We start from the raw sequence: 17,483 nt of genomic DNA on the forward strand, positions 1-17,483 counted from the left end.
GCCGGAAAACGTTCCCGCGAAAATCGACGCGACCTATCCGGAAAGACCAAGCCGCTGCATCACGGCATTGGTCAGCCGTTCACAGCGCCGGCCCGCGAACGGAAACGCGTCGAGCAGCACCGGGCCGATCTGGTCGTCCAGCGCCTTGCGCACCAGCGCACGAGCGCGGTGCAGCCGGGTCTTGATGGTTTCTGGTCGCACGCCAAGCAGTTCGCCGGTCTCCTCGATGCTCAGCCCCTCGATGACTCGCGCCACGAACACCAGCCGGTAGACATCGGGAAGACTGTCGGTTGCCCGTTCGACAAGCTCAAGGATCTGCCGTTGCGCCATCGTCCGCTCCGGATCGTCGCTCGGGTTGAGGGGAAACCGGATGATTTCGGCTTGCGGATTTTCAGGTATCGCCACCATTCGCCGCCTTTTGCGCAAGCGGCCGAGCGCTTCGTTGATGACGATACGCGACAGCCACGTGGCGAGCGAGGCATCGCCACGAAAGGCCTCGAGGTGGGCAAACGCCCTGACATAGGCCTCCTGGACGATGTCCTCGGCCTCGCTGTCGTTGCGCACAACGCCGCGGGCGATGCGGTAGAGCCTCTGGTTGTGCGTCTTGATGATGGTGCGGAATGCATCGCCATCGCGTGCCAGCGCGCGGCCGACAAGCTGCATGTCGCCGGAAGCGGCGGACGTTGCCGTCAACACAGCCGGCATTGGCGATCTCCTGATAGGCTTCTCATCGGGATATTGGATGCATCGGCCGACAAAAGGTTCCCGACCGATCCGCCGGCCAGCCTCGATCCGCATCAAGCGCCGGCAGAAGCTATTCTATCGCTTCCGCCACGCCGGCGTCTCTATTTTGTAGACGCCGCTTCATCGGCTGATCGGTCGCCATGACACCGCTCAGGATCGCAGTGTTTCCAGGCTGTTACGCCGATTCCTGACTCAGTCTGGCAAGGTGCTGGCTCAGGCCTCTGCGGCCGCCGCCAGCCCGCGCGCCAGGTCGGCCTTCAAATCCTCGACATCCTCGAGCCCGATCTGCAGGCGCACCAGCGGTCCGTCATACGGGCCCTTGGCGACGGTACGGTCGCCCAGGAATACCGGCACGGCAAGGCTCTCATAGCCGCCCCAGGAATAGCCGAGGCCAAAAAACTTCAACGCGTCGAGGAAGGCGTGCTGCTGCTTCTGTCCGCCGCCTGCAAGGACGATAGAGAAGATGCCGCTCGATCCGCAAAAATCGCGCTTCCACAAAACGTGGTCGGGATGGCTGGGCAGCCCCGGATGCAGCACCTGCGCCACGCCCGGCTGGCCCTCCAGCCAGCCGGCGAGGGCAAGCGCGCTCTTTTGATGGTGCTCCAGCCGCACGCCCATTGTGCGCAGGCCGCGCAGCACCTGGTAGACGTCATCCGGCCCGGCGCAGCATCCCATCGTGTTGAACGTCTCGCAAAGCTGCTTCCAGCAGGCTGCGTTGGCCGAGACCGTGCCGAGCAGCACGTCGGAATGGCCGGCCGGGTATTTCGTCGCCGCATGGATCGAGATGTCGACGCCATGGTCGAGCGGGCGGAAGTAGAGCGGCGTCGCCCATGTGTTGTCCATCATGACGATGGCGCCGGCGGCATGCGCTGCCTTGGCGATGGCCGGTAAGTCCTGCACCTCGAAAGTGTTGGAGGCCGGCGATTCGGTGAACACCACCCTGGTGTTGGGCTTGATCAGCGCCGCGATGCCGGCGCCGATGCGCGGTTCGTAATACTCGACCTCGATGCCCAGCCGCTTCAGCATCGTGTCGGCGAAATTGCGGGTCGGGTGATAGACGGAATCGACGATCAGCAGATGATCGCCGGCCGACAGGAAGGCGAGCAGCGGCAGCGTCACCGCCGCCAGGCCCGATGGAACCGCGACCGTGCCCGCAGAGCCTTCCAGCGCATCGATCGCGCTGTTCAGCGCATCGGTGGTCGGCGTGCCCCGCGTTCCGTAGGTGTATTTCTGGCTGCGTGAAGCCATCGCCGCCGCGTTGGGATAAAGCACGGTCGAGGCATGCACCACCGGCGGGTTGACGAAGCCGAAATAGTCATGCGGGTTGTTGCCGGAATGGGCGAGCCGCGTGTTGATGCCCATCTCGCTGCCGTCTTTTGCCATTGCATTTCGTCCCGTGAGTAGGTCGTTAGCCATAGTGCGGCGGCATTGGCCGCGCAACCGCACCGCACTCGCCAGGCAAAGGTCTTGAATATGCCAATTCAGCAATGCGCCGTAGATCCGCAGGGCGCCCGGCGCGGTCGGGAAGTCGCGGTCGGGAAGGCGCGATCGGATTTTGCCGGCTTTATTGGCGCGTTGACCGATTTGCGGGCGCGTTTGTCTGCGATTCAGGCATTTCAGCCAGTTGGTTTTCAAAGTCTTTCGGATTTGGTCATTTCCCTTGACCTCACAGGAATAATCGCCTTCGATGTTGTTCGTGAATGGGAGACAGCGCGTCGGTTACGATGCGGGATTCCGGTAATGGGCCGGGATACGAAGCTGCGTTCACACGGGAAAAAGTCAGGTTCGCCTGGAAAAAACAGAAAAGGGTCTGTGGGTCATGAAACACATTGCAATCGGCGTTTTGGGCGCCGCCGCGTTTGGATTCGCGGCTTCGGCCGCATCCGCGAGCACGCTCGACGACGTCAAGGCGAAAGGCTTCATCCAGTGCGGCACCAACACAGGTCTTGCTGGCTTCGCGGCGCCGGACGACAAGGGTGAATGGAAAGGCATCGATGTGGATTTCTGCCGCGCCGTGGCGGCCGCCGTCTTCGGCGATGGCACCAAAGTCAAATTCACGCCGCTCAGCGCCAAGGAGCGGTTCACCGCGCTGCAGTCGGGCGAGGTCGACATCCTGTCGCGCAACACCACCTGGACCATCAACCGCGATACGGCACTTGGCCTGAACTTCGTCGGCGTCACCTATTATGACGGTCAGGGCTTCATGATCAACGCCAAGAAACTGCCGGGCGTCAATTCGGCGCTGCAGCTTTCGGGCGCGGCGGTCTGCGTGCAGAGCGGCACCACGACCGAGCTCAATCTCGCCGACTACTTCAAGGCGAACAAGATGGAATACAACCCCGTCGTCTTCGAAAAGCTGGATGAGGTCAACGCCGCCTATGACGCCGGCCGCTGCGACGTCTACACCACCGACCAGTCGGGTCTCTACGGCATCCGCCTGACGCTCAGCGCGCCGGCCGACCATGTCGTGCTGCCAGAGATCATCTCCAAGGAACCGCTCGGCCCGGCCGTGCGCCAGGGTGACGACCAGTGGTACCACATCGTCAAGTGGACCTACTTTGCGCTGTTGCAGGCCGAGGAACTGGGCATCACCCAGGCTAATGTCGACGAGATGAAGAACTCGGACAATCCTGAGATCAAGCGCGTGCTCGGCCAGGAAGCCGACACCAAGATCGGCACCGATCTCGGCGTCTCCAACGACTGGGTCGTCAACATCGTCAAAGCAGTTGGCAACTACGGCGAAATGTTCGAACGCAATGTCGGTTCGGGCAGCCCGCTGAAGATCGCGCGCGGCATCAACGCGTTGTGGACCAAGGGTGGCCTGCAATACGCTCCGCCGATCCGCTGATCGAAATGTGATCCGGAAGACAGCTTCCTGCCTTCCGGTTTCTCTTTCCAGGGGATGGTCGCCAGAAGGGTGGTGGTTTAATGGCATCGCAGGAAATTCTTCGCGAGGAGCCAAGCCGCGGTTCCTTCATCAATGATCCTCGCGTCCGCGGCATATTCTTTCAAGCACTGGTCCTCGTCCTGCTGGTAGCGGGTGTCTGGTGGGTCACCCACAACGTCATCGCCAATTTGACGCGGCTGCACATCGCTTCCGGCTTCGGCTTTCTCAAGGGCCGCGCCGGCTTCGACATCAGCGAAAGCGCCATCGCTTATTCATCGGATTCGACCTATTTCCGTGCCATCCTGGTTGGCTTTATCAACACCGTGATCGTTGCTGTCGTCGGCATCATCACCGCCACCATCATCGGTTTCATCGTCGGCATAGGCCGGCTGTCGCATAACTGGCTGATCAGGAAGATCTGCACCGTTTATGTCGAGGTGTTCCGCAACATCCCACCGCTGCTGGTCATCTTCTTCTGGTATTCCGGCGTGCTCGCCGTGCTGCCGCCGCCGCGCGACAGCATCAATTTGCCGTTCGGCTCCTTTCTCAACCAGCGCGGCTTCTATTTTCCCCGCGCTATGTGGGGCGAGGGATCCTGGCTGATCCTGGTCGCACTGCTCCTCGGCATCGCCATGGCCTGGTTCGTCGCCCGCAAGGCGCGACAGCGGCAGATGGCGACGGGGCAGCCATTCCCGGTGTTCTGGACATCCATAGCGTTGATCGTCGGCCTGCCGCTGCTGGCCTACGCGCTGAGCGGCTTTCCGCTGAGCTTTGAATTTCCAAAGCAGTCGACCTTCAATCTCGTCGGTGGCTTTCAGGTCAGGCCCGAGTTCCTGTCACTCTATCTGGCGTTGTCGTGCTATACGGCCGCCTTTATCGCCGAGATCGTGCGCGCCGGCATCAGGGGCGTCAGCGCAGGCCAGACCGAGGCGGCCGCTGCACTCGGGCTGCGCTCGGGATCGATCCTCAGGCTTGTCGTCGTGCCGCAGGCGATGCGCATCGTTATTCCGCCGCTGACCAGCCAGTATCTCAACCTGACCAAGAATTCCTCACTCGCCATCGCCATCGGCTATCCGGACCTGACGGCGACGGCCGGCACGGTCTTGAACCAGACCGGGCAGGCAGTCGAAGGCGTGGTGATCATGATGGCGGTGTACCTGGCGCTCAGCCTGATCACGTCGGCGGTTATGAACGTGGTGAACGCCAGGATGGCGCTGGTGGAGAGATAAGGCCATGCAAGAGCACGATATGTCCTGGGTGCGGACGGAGATGGCGCTGGCGCAGCCGGCGCCGTCGAGCGAGCGCGGCCTCGGCGCCTGGGTCCGCAAGAATCTGATCGCGTCGACCGGCGACACCATCCTGACCATCATCGGCATCGTGCTGGTTGCCATGATCCTGCCGCAGATCGTCAATTGGGCTTTCATCAACGCCCAGTGGACGGGACCGGACCGCACGGTCTGCGCCACCGTGGCGCAGGGCGGCATCCAGCCGGACGGCTGGACCGGCGCCTGCTGGGCCTTTGTCAACGCCAAGTTCGGCCAGTTCATGTTCGGCCGCTATCCCCTGGAAGAGCGTTGGCGCCCGATCCTGGTCGCCATCCTGTTCGTGGCGCTGCTGGTGCCACTGCTCATTCCGCGCGTACCGCGCAAGGGGCTGAATGCCATTCTTCTCTTTTTTGCACTGCCGGTCGTCGCCTTCGTTCTGCTGCTCGGCGGCATGTTCGGCCTGCCCTATGTCGAAACCCCGCTTTGGGGTGGACTGCTGGTGACACTCAGCCTGTCCTTCGTGGGCATCGCTGTGTCGCTTCCGGTCGGCATCGTGCTGGCGCTCGGCCGGCGCTCGAACATGCCGATCGTCAAGCTGCTGTGCGTGATCTTCATCGAGACGGTACGCGGCATCCCGCTGATTACGGTGCTGTTCTTTGCCAGCGTGATGCTGCCGCTGTTCCTGCCGGCCGGCGTCAGCTTCGACAAGTTCCTGCGCGCGCTGATCGGCGTGTCGCTGTTTGCCGCCGCCTACATGGCCGAAGTGGTGCGCGGCGGCCTGCAGGCGATCCCCAAAGGCCAGTATGAGGGCGCCGATTCGCTCGGCCTCAGCTACTGGCAGAAGATGGGTCTGGTCGTCATGCCGCAGGCGCTGAAGCTGGTCATTCCCGGCATCGTCAACACCTTCATCGGCATGTTCAAGGACACCAGCCTGGTCATCGTCATCTCGATATTCGACCTCCTCGGCATCGTCAAGCAGAACTTCTCCGACGCCAGCTGGGCAACGCCGCAGACGGCCAGGTCCGGCCTGGTGTTCGCGGCCTTCATCTTCTGGCTGTTCTGCTTCGGCATGTCGCGCTATTCAATGTACACGGAACGCCGTCTCGACACCGGCCACAAACGCTAAAAAGGGGACCTTGTCATGGCCATAGAAAACGCCGTCAGCGCGGAAGAGATCAAGGTCAATGCCGCCAAGATGCATATTTCCACCACCGATGTCGCCATCGACATCATCGCCATGCACAAATGGTACGGCGAATTCCATGTGCTGAAAGACATCAATCTGAAGGTGATGCGCGGCGAGCGCATCGTCATCTGCGGCCCGTCGGGCTCCGGCAAATCGACGATGATCCGCTGCATCAACCGGCTGGAGGAACACCAGAAGGGCAAGATCATAGTCGACGGCAAGGAACTGACCAACGATCTGAAGAAGATCGACGAGGTGCGCCGCGAAGTCGGCATGGTGTTCCAGCACTTCAACCTGTTTCCGCATCTGACCATCCTCGAGAATTGCACGCTGGCGCCGATCTGGGTGCGCAAGATGCCGCGGAAGCAGGCCGAGGAAATCGCCATGCATTTCCTCACGCGCGTCAAGATCCCGGAACAGGCCAACAAATATCCCGGTCAGCTTTCCGGCGGCCAGCAACAGCGCGTGGCGATCGCCCGCTCGCTGTGCATGAACCCGCGTATCATGCTGTTCGACGAGCCGACCTCGGCGCTCGACCCGGAAATGATCAAGGAAGTGCTGGAGACGATGGTCGGGCTGGCCGAGGAAGGCATGACCATGCTCTGCGTCACCCATGAAATGGGCTTTGCGCGCAAAGTCGCCAACCGGGTGATCTTCATGGACCAAGGCCAGATCGTCGAGCAGAACACGCCGGCCGAGTTCTTCGACCACCCGCGCCACGAACGCACGAAACTGTTCCTGTCGCAGATCCTGCACTGATCCTGTACGCCGGTTCGTGACAAGGCCGGCGGACCGGGCTCGCTGCCTTGCTCAGGGCCTTACGCGTATTCGACGAGCGCTGACCGTGCGCGGCGCGAGAAGATAGCAAGCGTGCTTCAGGCCGCTCGAGTGGTCACCTTGCAACCTGGTAACTAAGGCCGGCACGGATCATAAGCGCGCCGGCTGCGTTCATTGCCATTAGGAGTTGTATAACAAGCCGCGTGGGCGCGTGCGGCGGCAGGTTAAGGGCTCATCCTGATGCTCATCCAACCGATCGACTATTTCCTCGTCGTCTGGTTCGCGCTGGCGCTGGCTTCGACGCTTTATGTCGGCTTCGACCAATATCGCAACAACCCCGAGCCGGTGGTGATGAAATGGGGCTTCATCCTGGTTACCCTCTACATGGGTCCGCTCGGCCTGCTACTCTACGTGCTCGCCGACAAGGAGCCCCGGCCGGGCGAGCATGAACTCTTCACTCAGCCGCTCTGGAAGCAGGGCGTCGGCTCCACCATCCACTGCGTCGCCGGCGATGCCACCGGCATCATTCTTGCCGCCGCCGTCACGGCGGCGCTCGGCCTGCCGATGTGGATCGACCTGATCGTCGAATATCTCGCCGGCTTTGCCTTCGGCCTGTTCATCTTCCAGTCGCTGTTCATGAAATCGATGATGGGCGGCACCTATTGGGAGAACGTGCGCAAGAGCTTCCTGCCCGAATTCATCTCGATGAACTTCATGATGGCCGGCATGGCGCCGGTCATGAGTTTTCTGATGATGGGCCGCGACATGCGCGCAATGGAACCGACGGAGCTCTTATTCTGGGGCGTGATGTCGATCGGCGTCATCGCCGGTTTTGCGCTTGCCTACCCGGCCAACGTCTGGCTGGTCGCCCGGGGGCTGAAGCACGGGTTGATGACGCAGCGCGCGCAGGCAGCCGGCATCAATGGTCGGCAGCAGCCTGCCACGAGGCAACACGCGCAGATGCAAATGCAGCAGGCCGACGCCAGCGGCCATCACAGGCAGCACCACGATATGGCTTCCCACAAAGGCAAAGGCGGCGCCGGTCATCACATGGAGACGGATGCCACGACCCCGCAAGTCGCCGCCCTCAGCATGGTCTCCCTGCTGGCCCTCGCCATCGGCATGATCGCGCCGGCGAACTGGCTGAACCTAACCTTGTCGGCGCGCGATGTCGGCGGGGTGATCATGCCGCAAGGCATGATCATGGACCGCGACACGCCGGCCGACGCGATGCGCGACATGGCCGCCACCGATCCTCGCCTTGTGGCCGCCTCTTATGATCTGACGGCAAAGGGTGACCAGGACCTGCCTTTTCGAATGGAGAACGGCATCAAGGTGTTCGAGCTCAGGCCTTCGGTGGTCCGCTGGCAAATCCTGCCTAACGTTGCGGTCGACGCCTATGCCTATAATGGCCAGATTCCCGGCCCGCGAATTCATATTCGCCAGGGCGACCGGATCAGGATCAACGTCACCAACGGCCTGCCTGAGGAAACGACGGTGCATTGGCATGGCCTGATCCTGCCGAACCAGATGGATGGGCCAGCCGAAATCACGCAGGCGCCGATCGAGCCCGGCCAATCCTATTCATACGAATTCACCGCAACCCAGCACGGAACCTATTTCTACCACCCCCACGCCAAGCCGGACCGGACCCAGGCGCTCGGCCTCTACGGTGCGCTGATCATCGATCCCGCCAATCCCGCCGATGAGGTCGCGGCCGACCATGATTACGTCATCGAGCTTCAGGAATGGCTGGTGCGGGAAGGGCTGACGTACCCGTCGATGCCGATGGACGGCGGCATGCCGAATTTCTTCACCATCAACGGCAAGGCCTATCCCTCGACCGAGACGATCCCGATGAAGGTCGGCGAGACGCTCAAGGTGCGGTTCATCGGCACCAATAACGGCTTCATCCATCCGATGCATATCCATGGCGGACCGTTCGAGGTCGTTGCCCGCGACGGCGAGACGATCCCTGCCTCGGGTCGTTTCCTTGCCGATACGGTCAATGTCGGGCCGGGTCAGCGCTACGACGTGATCTGGAAGGCGCAGCGTCCGGGCAAATGGCTGATCCATTGCCACATCCCGCATCACACCACGAACAACAATGTCGAGGAGAAGGGCGGCGGCGGGCTGATGGTCGTGATCGATGTGACATGACCGGCGTCGGCTTGGCTCGTTCCAACCGCTGCACCGGCCCGGACGCCATGCAGTGGCTGAAACCATGTTTTCTCTTAAGCTGATGTGATCTGCCAGACAGCGACGCCGGCAAGGGCGAGACCGGCAGCGCCCTCGATGGCCCGGGAGATGGTTTCGAACAGCCGTGGCTGGCGCGCGAAAAACTGTACAAGCCGTTCCCGAAACACGATCGACAATACCGCGACGCAGGACAGCGTCAGCGCCACGCCGACCATCACGGTGATGGCAAACAGGACGCCCGCTGCCGGAACACCCCTGGAGATCGCGAAAGTCATCGCGAAAAGCGTCAGCGGGCAGGGGATCAGGCCTGCCATCACGCCGACAGCCTCGCCTTCGTGCCTGTGGTGATGGCTGTGGCTCAAAGCGCGCCAGAGCATCCAGACGCCAATGAGGCCGAGCAGCCCACGACTGATATGCTCCAGGAGCGGAGCGCGGCCAACGCTGCCCAATGCTATGGAGACCAGTGGCAGCGAGAGAGCCGCAATCAGAACGGCAATCGTCACATGCGTGAACGATAGCGTGATAGACACGAGCAGGCCGCGCGAGACCTTCGCATCCGAACCGGCAAGATAGGTCGCCAGGACCGCCTTGCTATGACCCGGCGTCAGCGCATGGGCAGCCCCGAACACGACGCCCATCGGCAGGAAGGCCATGAATGCCAGCCAATTGCCTCCGGCCGCAAGCAGCTTGATCTGCTCGCCGAGCGTCAGATAGATCGTGCGCTGAAATTCGACGAGCGTCTGGAACATCGGACGAGACTAGCAGAAAATCGGCGAGCGTCAGTGCATGTGGCCGTGGTCATGCGTGTGCTCGTGAGGGTGCGGATGGTCGTTCTCTCCACGTTCCGTTGAAAACCGGACATTCGCCTCAGCCAGGGCTGGCATATGCTGGGACAGTTCGTCTTTCAGCGCTGCCGCGATCTTGTTCGCCGCCGACAGCGGTAAGGTTTCGTCCGCGGCAATTGCGATGTCGGCGTGCAATCTATGACCGACCCAGCGCGCCTTAGCATCGACAATATGCGCGCCCGCAACATGCTCGGCGGCATGTCGGATTTCATCCATCACACCGGGTTCGATTCCGTCCAGCATGCGGGTCAGCACCGAACGGGCCGATTGCCACACGATACCGAAGATCGCAATCGTGATCAGCAGGCCGACGATCGGGTCGGCCAAGGAAAAGCCGAGCCAGACGCCGATGGCTCCGATGACCACGGCAAGGCTGGTAAGTCCGTCGGTGCGGGCGTGGTAGCCGTCGGCAATGAGTGCCGCGCTGTTGATTTCGCGGCCGACGCGGATACGGAACACGGCAACCGCCCCGTTGCCGAGGAAGCCGACAATGCCCGCCGCCGTCAGCCAGCCGAGGTGTGTCACTACTTGTGGATTGATCAGCCTGTCGATGGCTTGGTAGGCGGCGACAACAGCGCTGAACAGGATGATGAGCACGATGATGATGCCGGCCAGATCCTCGACCCGGCCCAAGCCATAGGTAAAGGTCCGCGACGGCTTGCGCCGCGCCAGCACGAACGCAATCCATAGCGGGATCGCCGTTGTCGCATCGCCGATGTTATGGATCGTGTCGGCCAGCAATGCCACGCTCCCCGACAGCACAACCACGACCATCTGCAACGCCGCGGTGATGGCCAGGATTACGAACGACCATTTGATTGCCCAGATGCCCCGGTCGGTGGTAGCAATTGTCGCATCGATGACGCCGTGGGTGTGACCGTGCGAACCGTGATCGCCGTGATGATGTGCGGCGTGCGAGCCGAACCCGAGCCAGTCCAGAATGCGGGCTACGATGGCATTCATAGATACTTCGCCAGCTGCTTGAGTTCCGCCAGCGAGTTGCCGCCGGTTTCCACGCTGTCCGTGAGGCAATGCTCGATGTGATCGTTGATCAGCTCGCGCTTGGCGCTGCTGATGGCCCTTTCGACGGCATGAAGCTGCTGCGCCAGATCAACGCAAGGGCGATGCGCCTCGATCATGGCCAGCACCGCCGCAAGGTGGCCTTGCGCGCGCTTCAGGCGCTTTACGATGGAAGGATGTGAGGCGTGGAGGTGATCTGACATGCCTCCAGCATATCCTCCCGGGGAGGATACGGGTCAAGCTCTAAGTCAGCTGTGCAATTTCCGGAGAGGCTTCACCTTGAACATTGCTTGGTCTATGCCTTCCCCATGAAGAAGCTTGCCCGTTTTCTTGGCCTGCTGGTCGTTACAGCAGTCCTTGCGGTGGCGCTGGGCACGCTGCTGCCGCGCCCGCTCTGGCCGGCGGCCGCTGCCGATCCGATCGGCGCAAGCCACCGCATCCTGGTGCTGAAAAACCCGATCCACACCGACATCGCCATCCCGGTCGACGACGACGTGCGCCGGCGCTTCCACTTCCTGGTCGATGCCGGCATTCCGGCCGACATGGCGGAGGTCCGCTACATCGTCTTCGGCTGGGGAGGCCGCGCCTTCTATCTCGAGACGCCGACCTGGTCGGAACTGAAGGCAGTGCCGGTGATGAAGGCGCTGACCGTCGATGCTTCGGTGATGCATGTCGACATTTCAGGCGAAATCGCCGAGCCGCATCCCGACGTCGCCGGCTTCGACGTAAGTGAGGAACGCTTTGCGGCGCTGCTCGATTTCATTGCAGCAAGCTTCCAGCGGGGGCCGAACGGGGCCATTCCGATCGAGAATGCGGCCTATTCCCGCTTCGATCGTTTCTTCGAAGCCAATGGCCATTTCAACGCGCTGATCGGCTGCAACACCTGGACGGCGGCGGCACTGCGCACGGCCGGGCTGCGCACCGGCTGGTGGAACCCGCTGCCAGCCTCGCTCGGCCTGTCGATGCGGCTTCACAATTGAAGAGGGTTCCGGCTGATCAACGCCGCGATCCTTCGAGCCCTCCTTTCGCCAATCTCTAACGTTGCAGGACCTAGCAAGGCGCCGAAACTGCCAATCTCCCTCCTTGTGGGGGAGATGTCCGGCAGGACAGAGGGGGGCGCTGTCCCGCCGGCCTATCGAGCTTTTTATCGCCGATCCCCAGACTCGCGCGCCCGCTAGCCATAAAGCCAATCAAGATCGGCGGCGAGCTTTTCGGGTGAGCGCATCGCCAGGAACAGGTTGCGGGCCATCGCCACCGGCCCGGCCGCGTGCCAGGCGAGGCGGTTGACCGCGCCGCGGCGGGCGACCTGGGCGACGCGCGGCCGCCGCGCCTGTTCCCAAGCGGCAAGCGCGCCGCTGAGATCGGCAGGCGAGGTGGCAACGAAGCCGGCAAGCGTCGCCGCGTCCTCGATCGCCATCGCCGCGCCCTGTGCGGCAAAGGGCGTCATCGCATGCGCCGCATCGCCGATCAGCGCGACGCCTTCCGGTGTCGTCCACCGCCGCTGCTCGACGGTGTGGATCGGCCATGCCGTCCACGGCGCCGCCTCGCTCGCCAGACGGACCAGCGCCGGCGCGGTACCGCGCATGGCGCTGACGAGGATGGCGGGGTTGGCATGCCCCGACCAGCCCTCGGCGATGCGCTCGCCCCTGGTGAAGGCGGCGAGGTTGAAGGCAGTGCCACGGCTGACCGGATAGGCGACCATATGGAAGCCGGGATAGAGGAATGCGGTAACGCAATCGGGCGCACCGATCGCTGCAAAGGCTTGGCCAGCAGGGCTGTCGGCACCGACGGTGGCGCGCCACGCCAGCTCACCTGAAAACCGGCTACTACCGAATTCGGCCGCTTTGCGGGCCAGTTGTTCTCGCACCGACGACCAGACGCCATCCGCGCCGATCAGCAGACAGCCAGCCTCGACCGTTTCGCCATCAGCCGATGCAGTGACGGCAACAGCTTTCGGTCCGGCTGCGATGTCGGTCACCCGCGCGCCAGCGACCAGTTCGATCCCGGGCTGCTCCGAAACCCGCTGCATCAGCGCTGACTGCAGATCGGCGCGGTGGGCGACGAGATAGGGTGCCCCCCAGCGCGTTTCGGCGGCCGGGCCAAGCGGTACGCGCGCCAGCTCGCCCAGCGTGGCGGCATCCTTGAGCACAACCGCCTCCGGCCGCACCGCCGTCGGCAGCAGCCGATCGAGTACGCCGAGTTGTCGAAGAATGCGTGTCGCGTTGGGCGACAACTGGATGCCGGCGCCGGCAGCCTCGAGGTGCTGCGCCTGTTCGAACAGTTTTATCCGATAGCCGCGCTCGGCGAAGGCCAGTGCCGCGGTCAGCCCGGCAACGCCCGCCCCGGCGATGACGACCTGCCGGGACTGCGTTTCCTGCATCAGGCTTGTCGCAGGAGAATCAGGCGGCCTGGTCGATATAAAGGCAGCCCGGCGGCACCGTTTCCAATGCCTTCAGCTTCGGCGAATAGCGATAGAGCGTCGAGCAGTAGGGGCAGACCTTTTCATTGTCGTCGCCCATGTCGAGAAATACATGCGGATGGTCGAAAGGCGGATTGGCGCCGGTGCACATGAATTCCTTGACGCCGATGTCGATTGCCGGATAGCCCGCATCGTTCTGGAAATGGGGAATGGAACCGCCTGCCATCGTCGTCTCCTGATCTTGTCGATTGCATCTGGATCATAACCCGTCTCTTTGCAAGATCGATGAAATGAAACTGTCGCAAAAGCCTGTCAGAGGATAAGTTAAGCCGGTTAACACCGTAATCCGCGGACGGGTGTGAGAAGAGCAGGAACTATGAACGAACTGAAGCCGGTCCAGAACGAATTCATCACCATCGAGGCTGCGAGCCGCGAAGGCGGCAATCCTGACCGCTTCGTCAACCGCGAGTTTTCCTGGCTGCAATTCAATCGGCGCGTGCTCGAGGAATCGCTGAACGCCAATCATCCGCTGCTCGAGCGCGTTCGCTTCCTGTCGATATCGGCGGCCAATCTCGACGAGTTCTTCATGGTCCGCGTCGCCGGTCTTGCCGGCCAGGTGCGCGAGGGCATCGTGCTGAAGAGCCCGGACGGGCGCACCCCCGAGCAGCAGCTCGAACAGCTGTTGCGCGAGGTCGAGCGCCTGCAGGAGGACCAGCAGAACAGCCTTTCGGCGCTGATGCTGCAGCTCAACAAGGAAGGCATCGAGAGCATCACCCGCGATGCGCTGACCAAGGACGAGAAGACCTGGCTCGAGGACCATTTCCAGGAGCAGGTGTTTCCGGTCCTGACGCCGCTGTCGATCGACCCAGCGCATCCGTTTCCGTTCATTCCCAATCTCGGTTTCTCGATGGCGCTGCAATTGCGCCACCGCAAGAACGGCGAGGAAATGAGCGCGCTTTTGCGCCTGCCGGTAGCGCTGAGGCGCTTCATCCGCTTGCCGGATCGCAAGCATCACGTCCGCTTCGTTCCGCTCGAAGAGGCGGTCAGTCTCTACATCGGCAAGCTGTTCCCCGGCTACGAGGTCAAGGGCTCCGGCACGTTCCGCATCATCCGCGACAGCGATATCGAGGTCGAGGAAGAATCCGAAGATCTGGTGCGGCTGTTCGAGACGGCGCTGAAGCGTCGCCGCCGCGGCTCGGTCATCCGGATCGAGTTCGACAGGCTGATGCCGTCCGAATTGCGCGACTTCGTCGCCGGCGAGCTTGGCGTCTCGGCCAGCCGCATCAGCGTGCTTACCGGGCCGCTGGCGCTTAGCCAGATCTCGGAGATCGTCGCCGTCGCTCGCGACGATCTGAAGTTCACGCCCTACAATCCGCGCTTCCCGGAGCGCATCCGCGAGCATGGTGGCGATTGCTTTGCCGCCATCCGCGAGAAGGACATCATCGTCCACCACCCCTACGAATCCTTCGACGTGGTGGTGCAGTTCCTGCGCCAGGCGATGGCCGATCAGGAAGTGGTGGCGATCAAGCAGACGCTCTACCGCACCTCCAACGACAGCCCGATCGTGCGGGCTTTGGTCGACGCCGCCGAGGCCGGCAAGTCGGTGACGGCGCTGGTCGAGCTCAAGGCGCGCTTCGACGAGGAGGCCAACATCCGCTGGGCGCGCGACCTCGAGCGCGCCGGAGTCCAGGTCGTCTTCGGCTTTCTCGAGCTGAAGACCCACGCGAAAATGTCGCTGGTGGTGCGGCGCGAGGATGGCAGGCTACGCAATTACGTGCATCTCGGCACCGGCAATTACCACCCGGTCACCGCGCGCATCTACACCGACCTGTCCTTCTTCACCACCGATCCGACGATCGCGCGCGATGTCGCGCAATTGTTCAATTTCATCACCGGCTATGCCGAGCCGGCCGAGCAGATGCGGCTGGCCATATCGCCGTTCACGCTGCGCAACCGCATCCTCAAGCATATTTCGGACGAGATCGGCCACGCGCTGGATGGCAGGCCGGCTCGCATCTGGATGAAGATGAATGCGCTGGTCGATCCGATCATCATCGATGCGCTCTACGATGCCAGCCGCGCCGGCGTCGAGATCGATCTCGTCGTGCGCGGCATCTGCTGCCTGAGACCGCAGGTGCCGGGCCTGTCGGAGAACATAAGGGTGAAGTCGATCGTCGGCCGCTTCCTCGAGCACAGCCGCATCTATTGCTTCGGCAACGGCCACGGCCTGCCCTCGGACGGGGCGATCGTCTACATCTCCTCGGCCGATTTGATGCCGCGCAATCTCGACCGCCGGGTCGAGACCATGGTGCCGATCACCAATCCAACTGTGCATGAACAGGTGCTCGGCCAGATCATGCTCGGCAACATCATGGACAACCAGCAAAGTTTCGACGTATTGGCTGACGGAACCTCCCGGCGCGTTGTGCTGGAGGAGGGCGAGGAACCGTTCAACGCGCAGGAATATTTCATGACCAATCCGAGCCTGTCCGGACGGGGCGATGCGTTGAAGTCGCATGCGCCCAAGCGCATCGCGCAGTTCAAGCGCCGCAAGAAACAGAACGCAGCGACGGGCTGATGATTTCAGCGTCCCAGGGCCGGCTTCAGGACCGCCGACCGCTGTCCATCATCGATATCGGGTCGAACTCGATCCGTCTTGTCATCTATGAAGGGCTGGCGCGCTCGCCGACCTTGCTGTTCAACGAAAAGATGCTCGCCGGCCTCGGCCGCGGCATCGTTTCGACCGGAAAGCTCGATCCCGAGGCGGTGACGCGCTCGATGGAAGAGTTCCGCCGTTTCCGCGCGCTCTCCGACCAGGCCGGCGCCGAGCGCATGTATGTGTTGGCGACCGCCGCCGCCCGTGAGGCGGTCAACGGCCCCGACTTCATCCACCGCGCCGAGGATGTACTCAAGACCGAGATCCAGGTGCTGAGCGGCCGCGAGGAAGCCCATTATTCGGCGCTCGGCGTCATCTCCGGTTTCCACCCGGCCAACGGCATCGCCGGCGATCTTGGCGGCGGCAGCCTCGAACTGATCGATATCGACGGCGAGGCGATCGGTGACGGCATCACCCTGCCGTTGGGCGGCTTGCGCCTGCAGGACATGGCGAAGAACTCGCTGACCCAGGCGGCAAAGATCACGCGCGAGCAACTGGCGCGGGCGAAATTGCTGAAGGGCGGGCAGGGCAGGGCGTTCTACACGGTCGGCGGCACCTGGCGAAATCTCGCCCGGCTACACATGGAAATGACCAACTACCCGCTAGGCGTCATGCACCATTACGAGATCGGCATCGAAAGCGCCGCGAACTTCCTCCGGCAGGTTGCTAAGGCCGAGATCGACAAGATCAAAGGCATCGAGGGCATCTCCAAGAACCGCCGGTCGCTGCTGCCCTATGGCGCCATCGTGCTGCAGGAGATCATGGCGGCGATGCAGCCGTCGAAGATCATCGTGTCGGCGCTGGGCGTGCGCGAGGGCTTTCTCTATTCGCTGCTCGACAAGGCCGAGCAGAAAGCCGATCCGCTGATCTCGGCGGCGGAAGAGCTTGCCCGCCTGCGCTCGCGCTCGGTCGACCACGCGCATGAGCTTGTCGAGTGGACCGGCAAGGCGTTCGCCGCCTTCGGCATCGACGAGACCAGGGATGAGGCGCGCTACCGCCACGCCGCCTGCCTGCTCGCCGATATCGGCTGGCGTGCCCATCCCGAATATCGCGGCAAGCAATCGCTCAACATCATCGCCCACGCCTCCTTCATCGGCGTCGATCATCCCGGCCGCGCCTTCCTGGCGCTTGTCAGCCTGTTTCGCCACGAGGGCGTGTTCAATGAAGCCGCTCCGGAAATCCGCGGACTGGCGACACCGCGCTATCTCGAACGGGCCCGCGTGCTGGCGGCGCTGCTGCGCGTCGTCTATCTCCTGACGGCGGCAATGCCCGGCGTCATGTCGCGACTGAAATGGGAAAACCGCGGCAATGGCGTGCTGGCGCTGGTGCTGCCGGCAGCGCTGGCCGATCTTTACGGCGAGCGGCCCGCCGGCCGGCTGGCACAACTGGCAAGGGTCACCAACCGTCGGCTGGTGCTGGCGGTCGAGGGCGGGCCTAGCGTTTCAGTGAAGTAGTTTCAGGCACGACGCCAATTGCATGTGGCAA

Annotated in this window: 15 protein-coding genes; 8 read left to right on the top strand and 7 right to left on the bottom strand. The window is 62.8% G+C overall.

Annotated elements, in window-relative coordinates; all coding sequences use genetic code 11:
• Positions 1-33 precede the first annotated feature (33 nt).
• Together NKH89_RS18370 and NKH89_RS18375 are read right to left on the bottom strand one after the other, a co-directional pair.
• Positions 34-705, bottom strand: coding sequence for an RNA polymerase sigma factor (locus NKH89_RS18370; protein ID WP_023719752.1), 672 nt, complete (start codon positions 703-705; stop codon positions 34-36).
• A gap of 252 nt (positions 706-957) precedes the next feature.
• A complete protein-coding gene (locus NKH89_RS18375) occupies positions 958-2,127 on the bottom strand; it encodes a cystathionine beta-lyase (RefSeq protein WP_352588592.1) in 1,170 nt (389 codons plus the stop codon).
• A 436-nt stretch (positions 2,128-2,563) separates the two neighbouring features.
• Between NKH89_RS18375 and NKH89_RS18380 the strand changes: the two genes are divergently transcribed.
• The 5 genes from NKH89_RS18380 to NKH89_RS18400 all read left to right on the top strand — a co-directional run bounded on the left by NKH89_RS18380 (position 2,564) and on the right by NKH89_RS18400 (position 9,019).
• Positions 2,564-3,592, top strand: a complete 1,029-nt coding sequence (locus tag NKH89_RS18380; RefSeq protein ID WP_023719749.1) for an amino acid ABC transporter substrate-binding protein — start codon at positions 2,564-2,566, stop codon at positions 3,590-3,592.
• 80 nt (positions 3,593-3,672) lie between these two features.
• Positions 3,673-4,860 carry an amino acid ABC transporter permease gene (locus tag NKH89_RS18385; protein ID WP_023719748.1) on the top strand — a complete coding sequence of 396 codons (1,188 nt, stop codon included), beginning with the start codon at positions 3,673-3,675 and terminating at the stop codon, positions 4,858-4,860.
• A gap of 4 nt (positions 4,861-4,864) precedes the next feature.
• On the top strand, positions 4,865-6,022 hold the full coding sequence (locus NKH89_RS18390) for an amino acid ABC transporter permease (protein WP_352909476.1): 1,158 nt from the start codon (positions 4,865-4,867) through the stop codon (positions 6,020-6,022).
• Between the two features lie 69 nt (positions 6,023-6,091).
• Positions 6,092-6,841: an amino acid ABC transporter ATP-binding protein gene (locus tag NKH89_RS18395; RefSeq protein WP_031194215.1), complete on the top strand. Its 750-nt coding sequence runs from the start codon at positions 6,092-6,094 to the stop codon at positions 6,839-6,841.
• Between the two features lie 258 nt (positions 6,842-7,099).
• Positions 7,100-9,019: a multicopper oxidase domain-containing protein gene (locus NKH89_RS18400; protein ID WP_352495569.1), complete on the top strand. Its 1,920-nt coding sequence runs from the start codon at positions 7,100-7,102 to the stop codon at positions 9,017-9,019.
• Between the two features lie 74 nt (positions 9,020-9,093).
• Here the strand turns inward: NKH89_RS18400 and NKH89_RS18405 are convergent, their stop codons facing one another.
• From NKH89_RS18405 to NKH89_RS18415, 3 genes are read right to left on the bottom strand one after another with little or no spacing between them, the layout of a single operon-like run.
• Positions 9,094-9,807, bottom strand: a complete 714-nt coding sequence (locus NKH89_RS18405) for a HoxN/HupN/NixA family nickel/cobalt transporter (RefSeq protein WP_352481766.1) — start codon at positions 9,805-9,807, stop codon at positions 9,094-9,096.
• A 30-nt stretch (positions 9,808-9,837) separates the two neighbouring features.
• Positions 9,838-10,866 (bottom strand): cation diffusion facilitator family transporter, encoded by a 1,029-nt coding sequence (locus NKH89_RS18410; protein ID WP_502896905.1) that lies wholly within the window; start codon positions 10,864-10,866, stop codon positions 9,838-9,840.
• The gene (locus tag NKH89_RS18415; protein ID WP_023677629.1) at positions 10,863-11,126 is read right to left on the bottom strand and encodes a metal-sensing transcriptional repressor; all 264 of its coding nucleotides are present in this window, start codon (positions 11,124-11,126) and stop codon (positions 10,863-10,865) included. Before NKH89_RS18415 ends, NKH89_RS18410 begins: the two co-directional genes overlap by 4 nt.
• Before the next feature lie 105 nt (positions 11,127-11,231).
• On the opposite strand from NKH89_RS18415, the gene NKH89_RS18420 reads away from it, so the two are divergent.
• Positions 11,232-11,903 carry a TIGR02117 family protein gene (locus NKH89_RS18420; protein WP_352495568.1) on the top strand — a complete coding sequence of 224 codons (672 nt, stop codon included), beginning with the start codon at positions 11,232-11,234 and terminating at the stop codon, positions 11,901-11,903.
• Positions 11,904-12,097: 194 nt separating this feature from the next.
• On the opposite strand, the gene NKH89_RS18425 is transcribed toward NKH89_RS18420, so the two are convergent.
• Both NKH89_RS18425 and NKH89_RS18430 read right to left on the bottom strand, forming a co-directional pair.
• Positions 12,098-13,303 carry an FAD-dependent monooxygenase gene (locus tag NKH89_RS18425; RefSeq protein ID WP_352495567.1) on the bottom strand — a complete coding sequence of 402 codons (1,206 nt, stop codon included), beginning with the start codon at positions 13,301-13,303 and terminating at the stop codon, positions 12,098-12,100.
• Between the two features lie 19 nt (positions 13,304-13,322).
• Positions 13,323-13,568 carry a zinc-finger domain-containing protein gene (locus tag NKH89_RS18430; RefSeq protein WP_023722726.1) on the bottom strand — a complete coding sequence of 82 codons (246 nt, stop codon included), beginning with the start codon at positions 13,566-13,568 and terminating at the stop codon, positions 13,323-13,325.
• A 150-nt stretch (positions 13,569-13,718) separates the two neighbouring features.
• On the opposite strand from NKH89_RS18430, the gene NKH89_RS18435 reads away from it, so the two are divergent.
• Both NKH89_RS18435 and ppx read left to right on the top strand, forming a co-directional pair.
• The gene (locus tag NKH89_RS18435) at positions 13,719-15,920 is read left to right on the top strand and encodes an RNA degradosome polyphosphate kinase (protein ID WP_352495566.1); all 2,202 of its coding nucleotides are present in this window, start codon (positions 13,719-13,721) and stop codon (positions 15,918-15,920) included.
• Complete coding sequence (gene ppx / locus NKH89_RS18440) at positions 15,920-17,452, top strand: exopolyphosphatase (protein WP_352588589.1); 1,533 nt, start codon at positions 15,920-15,922, stop codon at positions 17,450-17,452. The genes NKH89_RS18435 and ppx overlap by 1 nt, the downstream gene beginning before the upstream one ends.
• The last annotated feature ends 31 nt before the right edge of the window (positions 17,453-17,483 follow it).

Origin of the sequence: Mesorhizobium sp. M0923 (assembly GCF_040319365.1) — a bacterium.
GTDB lineage: Bacteria > Pseudomonadota > Alphaproteobacteria > Rhizobiales > Rhizobiaceae > Mesorhizobium.